This window comes from Telluria sp. LT2P34 (assembly GCF_059685915.1).
Genome location: NZ_JCASIN010000018.1, coordinates 1 through 6178 on the forward strand (window position 1 = coordinate 1; position 6178 = coordinate 6178).

The following is a 6178-nucleotide window of genomic DNA, read 5'->3' on the forward strand; positions in this document are numbered from 1 at the left end:
TTGTTGGCATTGCTGCCACCCTGATTTCTCAGGGGTCGCTCACTCGATACTGACCGTCATCCCATTGCTGAGACAACGCTTAATACTTTTGTGAACATTTGATAATTTAAGTAATCAGGAACCGAAGTCCCTGGCACCTTCATCAAACGCCCACACTTATCGACTGTTAATTTTTAAAGAACTGTATTCGGTGCTACTTGCCACTTGGAGACAAAGCGTTTTGTTTGTCAGCAGCAGAGAGATGAGATTATGCAGTGTTTCGCGATACTCGTCAACTCCGTTTTTTCCACTCCGGCGCTTGTTGCAGGCTAACTACTTGATTTCGTTAACCGTTTGAGACACAGCGCTGCAGCGGACGCGAATCATAACAAAGCGGTCAGCGGTCCGCAAGTACCGTACCGGCATTTTTTCGATCCTAGTTACGGCCATTCCATACGTTCGGAGACGTCGACGCCGACACCGCGATATCCGGCAAAGGCGCATGCCGCGTCGAAGATCGGTTCGCCGCTGACTTGCAGGTACTGGACGCGACCGTCCGGGAAGGTGCGGCTGTAACCGAAGTCCAGGAAGGGCTCGCGGTTCGCAATTTTGGCACTCAAGGCTGCCCGTTCAGCAACGTTCCATCCGGCGGCGGCCCATTCTTCGGCAGTCGCGTTTTCGTCGATTCCCATCATCTCCTGCACCGCCCCGGAGAACATGGTCACGTTGCCGGCGGCGTCCTGCTCCCAATACCAATCCGACGACAGCTCGGTAAAGCGCTGGAAACGCGCTTCGCTCTCGCGCAGCTCGGCAGTGCGCTCGAGTACCGCCTTCTCGAGCAATTGGTTATGGTCGTTCAGCTTGCGATACAGGAGGCGGACCTCGATCATATTGTGGATGCGGGTTTGCACCTCGACGATATCAAAAGGTTTGCTGACGAAATCCTTGGCGCCCGCCTGAAGCGCGCGCAGCTTGTGGGCCGGCTGGGCGGTCAGTACCAGCACCGGCAGGTAGCTCGCCACCTCGATCGTCTTGAGCGCTTCCATGACTTCGAAGCCATCCATCTCCGGCATCTGCAAATCGAGCAGGATCAGGTCGAATCGCATCGCCGCATGCAGTGCGAAGACCTCGCGCGGCTGCTGGGTGGTCGTGATATTCACGTAGCCTTCGTTACGCAACATCATTTCAAGCAGCATGACGTTCGCTTCCTGGTCGTCGACGATCAGGATTTGTGCGTTGAGTATTTCAGAGACTTCTAGCATGGCAGTTTCTCGGGTTCCTGGGGGGCGGGACTATTCAGTTCTACTGCGGGGCGCGCGCCGTGCTGTGCACCGTGCTGCAAAGCGACGTCGAGCGCTTCCATGAATTCGCGCACGCGGATCGGTTTGGTGAGGTAGCGGAAGAATCCGGCTTCGAGTCCTTTTTCGATATCGCGGGGGACGGCGTTGGCGGACAGGGCCAATACCGGGATGTGGGCCGTCAGTGGATCGTCCTGCAATACCTTGAGTGCGCCGAAGCCGCTCATCCCTGGCAGGTTGATGTCCATCAGGATGACATCCGGAACGTAGGTGCGCGCCAGTGCGATACCCTGGGGTGCATTGATGGCCGTGAGAAGCTTCAGGTCGCCGCGGCGCCCGATGAGTTGCTCGACCAGTGCCAGGTTCGCCGGATTGTCTTCGACATACAGCAGGGTCGGCTGTTGTCCGACTTCGGGCGCCTCAGACGGCCGCCGTTCCAGCGCAACTTCTTCAATGTTGTCGAGCACCGGCGCTACTGCCCCTGCGAACTCTACCCAGAACACCGTGCCGACGCCAACAGCGCTTTCGACGCCGATCTGCCCGCCCATCAGTTCGACGAGCTGCTTGGTGACGACCAGCCCGATACCGGTACCCTCTTCACCCCCGTCCTCCTGGCCAAGACGGTTAAATGGCTGGAACAGTTGTGCAAGCTGTTCTGCCGACAATCCGCTGCCAGTGTCCTTGACGCAGACGCGTACGCGATCCTTGTCGCCGGCGACGCACTGGACAATCACGCTGCCGCCACTGCCGTTGTATTTGATCGCGTTCGACAGGAGGTTGATCATCACCTGCTTGACGCGCGTGCGATCGGCATGGACGTACAGGGCGTTGTCAAAGCTCGGGAAGGTCATGGCGATGCCGCGCTTGGCCGCCTGCGGTTCGATCATTCCCTTGCAATCCTGGAGGACGTCGGTCATCGACATTGGTTCCTGGGACATCGTCACCTTGCCCGACTCGATCATGGCCAGGTCGAGGATCTCGTTGATCAGGCGCAGCAGATACCAGCCGCCTTTCAGGATCTGGTCGATCGAGCGCTGCTGGCGCGCGGGCGGCGGCGGCACTTCCGAGGCCATCAACTGGGCAAAGCCGAGCACCGCATTGAGCGGGGTGCGCAGCTCGTGGCTCATGCTCGACAGGAATTCCGACTTGGCGAGGTTGGCCTTCTCGGCCGCTTCGCGCGCGCCCTGCAGCTCGACGTTGCTCTTCTGTAGCGCATGCTCAAAATGCTTGCGCTCGGTAACGTCGCGGGCGGCGGCGAACACACCCTGCAGCTTGCGGTCGCGGTCGTGGAAGGTCGTGGCGTTAAAGGACACCACAGTTTCCGTGCCGTCGCGCGCCAGTGCGGTCAGTTCATAATTCGTGACTTTGCTTTCGCGCAGCACCCGGGTAATCGCTTCCTCGGCACGCTGCGGCTCGGTAAAGCAGCTGCGGAACGGCGCGCCGATCAACTCGTCGCGGCTACGGCCGGTCAACAGTTCCATCTGATGATTGACGTCGCTGATGGTGCCGCGCGGATCGGTCGTGATCAGGGGGTCGATATTCGACTCGATCAGCGAGCGCGTGTAGAACTGCTGGTCGCGCAGACGCTGGTCAAGCAACTCCTGCTCGGCTTCGACCTGCTTGCGTGCCGTGTTGTCGGTGCCGATCAGCAGGAAACCGATCAGCTTGCCATCCGGCCCGTGCAGTGCCGTGACCGAGACCAGGGCCGGAACCCGGGTGCCGTCCGCGCGGATATACGTCAGTTCATAAATGTCCTCGAGACCGCGCACCGCCTTGTAGACCAGCGCTTCGAAGCCCGGCAGGATGGTCGTATGAAATTCCCCGCTGAGCGCATCGGCGCGCACGATCAGTTCCTGTGCATCCGAGATGTCAGCCGGCGTGAGCTTGTCGACCACATCGGCTGCGCGATACCCCAGCATGCGTTCGGCGCCGACATTGAAAATCTGGACCACGCCCTGCGCATCGGTGGCGATACTGGAAAAATTAACGCTATTAAAAATGGCGTCCTGCAAAGCGCCCGCTTTCAGCAGCGGTGCTTGCTTGAATGCAGCCTCGCGATCGGCCTGCAGGCGTGCCTGGCGCTTCGCCAGCAACAGCAAGCCCACCAGGAAACAGAGCAGCAAGCCGATGCTGGTCAGGATGTGCACGGCGGCACGATTGCTGCCGTCTTCGTGCGCGAGTGCAATTGCGCCGACCAGCAGCAACACAAGCAAGGTGGCAGAAAAGCCGATGGATGTCAGCCTTGCGGCCGACGTATTTTTTATAGACAACATGACAGGATCCGATGACGGAAAAGTAAGCGCCGCACTGGCGCACATGATGACAGCGACATCGCGTCAGGAGCCTCGGTTCGGGAGCAGCTCGGCCGGCAGCTTGGGTTGTCTGTTTCGTACATCCGACAACAGCCGGCCGAATTCTTTTTTGACGACGCCGTAGCATTCGCACACATCCTGTTCGAGGCCGTGACGATCGAGTACCGTGATGTGGCCGCGGCGATAGCTGATATGGCCGCGCCCCTGCAGGCGCCCTGCCGCCTCGGTCACTCCTTCGCGGCGCACACCCAGCATGTTGGAGATCAGTTCCTGCGTCATGGTCAGTTCGTTCGACATCAAGCGGTCCAGTGTCAGCAAGAGCCAGCGGCACAGCTGTTGTTCGACCGAATGATGGCGGTTGCACACCGAGGTCTGCGACATGTGGGTCAACAAGGCCTGCGTGTAGCGCAGCAACAACCGCATTACCGGGCCGGCGCGGTCGAACTCTTCCATCAGGACGCGCACAGGCAAGCGATAACCGAAGCCGCCGGTCTGGACCACGGCCCGGCTCGGCGTGCTGCCGCCGCCCATGAAGAGCGACACTCCCAGCATGCCTTCGTTACCAACCCCGGCAATCTCGGATGAGCCACCGTTTTCCAACAGGTAGTGGAGCGAAATGATGGCCGTCGTCGGGAAAATGACATAGTCAAGGGTACCGCCAGATTCACACAGCACGTCGCCAAGGCGCAGCGGTATCGATTCAAGGTGAGGAGACAAGCGGTCAAACTCGTCGTCGAGCAGGGCTGCGAGGAGGTGATTTTGGTTTGGGTCTTGCGTGCGTAGCATCCAGAGATTTTCTTGCTGACCAGCGGTAAAAACGATGAGGCAGAGTAACACGTCTGATGCGCGCAACACTTTTTACGGTGGAAATAGCCAACAGCTGTTGTTATGCGCGCTAACGAACAGAAGCGTTGATATCAAAAGGTAATAGTTCGTCTTGAGAAGACGCAATCGTCTACCTGAGCTACGGCAATCGCGGCAAGCGTCTATACTGTCGACCCGTCTTACCAAGAGGTCAACGAGTCAGACGGGATCTTGCTTCACCTTCGTCACAATCGATATCAGTAACTACTTACCTAAAGAACAATAGCACTATGAAAACTTCCAAAAAACTCGCCGCACTGATCGCACTGGCCTGCGCAACCATGATGAGTGCCCAGGCACAGGACACCGCACAGACCGGTTCGCCATTCATCAACCCAGACTGGGCTAACAGCGCCTGGTACATGGGTGCCGGCATCGGCCAGTCGCGCGCCGACATCCCAAGCCGTCAGGTCCGCGGCCTGACCACGGGGACCCAAACGGTCACCGGCTTCTCCGAAGACACCCGTGACGTCGGCGGCAAGCTGTTCGTCGGCAAGCAACTGAGCCGTTACTTCGCAGTCGAAGCGTCGTATTTCGACCTGGGCTCGTTCAACTACCGCGCAACCACGACCGGCAACGGCGTCCTGGCTAGCGAAACCGAATACCGCGGCGGCGCCCTGGACCTGGTCGGTCAACTGCCGCTGACCCAGCGCCTGTCGCTGCTGGGCCGCGCTGGTCTGCAATACACGAAGGCAACCACCAGCTTCACCGGTAACCGCCTCAACGCGCTGGGCAACCCGAACCCGCCAAATGAAGGCCGTCGCGGCGCGAAGTTCGGCGTCGGTGCCGAATTCAAGCTGACCGAAGCCCTGGCCCTGCGCGCTGAAGTCGAGCGCCTGAAAGGCGTCAACGATGCTGCCGGCAACCGTGGCCAGATCGACTTTGCCACCCTGAGCCTGGTCTACAAGTTCGGCCGCCCAGCAGCAGTCGCCTACGTCGCACCAGTCGCCGCCGCACCAGTGGCCGCACCAGTAGAAGCGCCGGTAGCCGCACCAGTCGTAGCCGCACCGGCCCCAACGCCAACCTCGGAAAAAGTGTCGTTCGCCGCTGAAGCGCTGTTCGACTTCGACAAGTCGGTTGTCAAACCAGAAGGAAAAGCTGCGCTCGACGAAATGATGTCGAAACTGCAGGGAATGAACACCGAAGTGATGATCGCCGTTGGTCATACCGACTCCAAAGGCTCGAACGAGTACAACGACAAGCTGTCGCTGCGCCGCTCGAATGCAGTCAAGGCCTATCTGGTATCGAAAGGCCTGGACCCGGCCCGTCTGTACACCGAAGGCAAGGGCGAGACCCAGCCAGTTGCTGACAACGCGACCGACGAAGGCCGTGCCAAGAACCGCCGCGTGACGATCGAAGTCGTCGGCACCCGCACCGTCACCCAGTAATACTGCGAGCTCTTTGAAAACCGCCCGGCGCAAGCCGCGGCGGTTTTTTTACGTCTGCCTGGCGAAGCTACCGGCGCGGAGGGCGATCGAGCGCGGAAGGAACCGGGGGCAGGAGGGTAACAAGTGCTCGCCCAGTCCGCGGTAAATCAGCCGGTACTTCAACCAAAACCACCAGACGAAAAAAAACCCCCACCTGCTCAAAAGCTGGTGGGGGTTTTTCTCTACTACGTATAACTAGCCTGACGATAACCTACTTTCACACTGGTTGCAGCACTATCATCGGCGCAAAGTCGTTTCACGGTCCTGTTCGGGATGGGAAGGGGTGGGACCGACTTGC

Annotated in this window: 4 protein-coding genes and 1 rRNA gene; 1 reads left to right on the top strand and 4 read right to left on the bottom strand. The window is 59.4% G+C overall.

Going from position 1 to position 6178, the window contains the following annotated elements; translation table 11 throughout:
- Positions 1-419 precede the first annotated feature (419 nt).
- From AC56KZ_RS20890 to AC56KZ_RS20900, 3 genes are all read right to left on the bottom strand, one after another.
- Positions 420-1241 (bottom strand): response regulator, encoded by an 822-nt coding sequence (locus AC56KZ_RS20890; RefSeq protein WP_497164096.1) that lies wholly within the window; start codon positions 1239-1241, stop codon positions 420-422.
- A complete protein-coding gene (locus tag AC56KZ_RS20895) occupies positions 1235-3550 on the bottom strand; it encodes a PAS domain-containing hybrid sensor histidine kinase/response regulator (RefSeq protein WP_497164097.1) in 2316 nt (771 codons plus the stop codon). The genes AC56KZ_RS20890 and AC56KZ_RS20895 overlap by 7 nt, the downstream gene beginning before the upstream one ends.
- A 63-nt stretch (positions 3551-3613) precedes the next feature.
- Positions 3614-4375, bottom strand: coding sequence for a Crp/Fnr family transcriptional regulator (locus AC56KZ_RS20900; RefSeq protein ID WP_497164099.1), 762 nt, complete (start codon positions 4373-4375; stop codon positions 3614-3616).
- Positions 4376-4683: 308 nt separating this feature from the next.
- Between AC56KZ_RS20900 and AC56KZ_RS20905 the strand changes: the two genes are divergently transcribed.
- The gene (locus AC56KZ_RS20905; RefSeq protein WP_497164098.1) at positions 4684-5841 is read left to right on the top strand and encodes an OmpA family protein; all 1158 of its coding nucleotides are present in this window, start codon (positions 4684-4686) and stop codon (positions 5839-5841) included.
- 237 nt (positions 5842-6078) lie between these two features.
- Here the strand turns inward: AC56KZ_RS20905 and rrf are convergent.
- Positions 6079-6178: ribosomal RNA gene (rrf, locus tag AC56KZ_RS20910) — 5S ribosomal RNA — on the bottom strand; the annotation flags it as partial.

Bases quoted from the DNA above. Each gene is read 5' to 3' on its own strand.
- AC56KZ_RS20905 (WP_497164098.1), top strand. From the start codon at position 4,684: ATGAAAACTTCCAAAAAACTCGCCGCACTGATCGCACTGGCCTGCGCA.
- AC56KZ_RS20895 (WP_497164097.1), bottom strand. From the start codon at position 3,550: ATGTTGTCTATAAAAAATACGTCGGCCGCAAGGCTGACATCCATCGGC.
- AC56KZ_RS20890 (WP_497164096.1), bottom strand. From the start codon at position 1,241: ATGCTAGAAGTCTCTGAAATACTCAACGCACAAATCCTGATCGTCGAC.
- AC56KZ_RS20900 (WP_497164099.1), bottom strand. From the start codon at position 4,375: ATGCTACGCACGCAAGACCCAAACCAAAATCACCTCCTCGCAGCCCTG.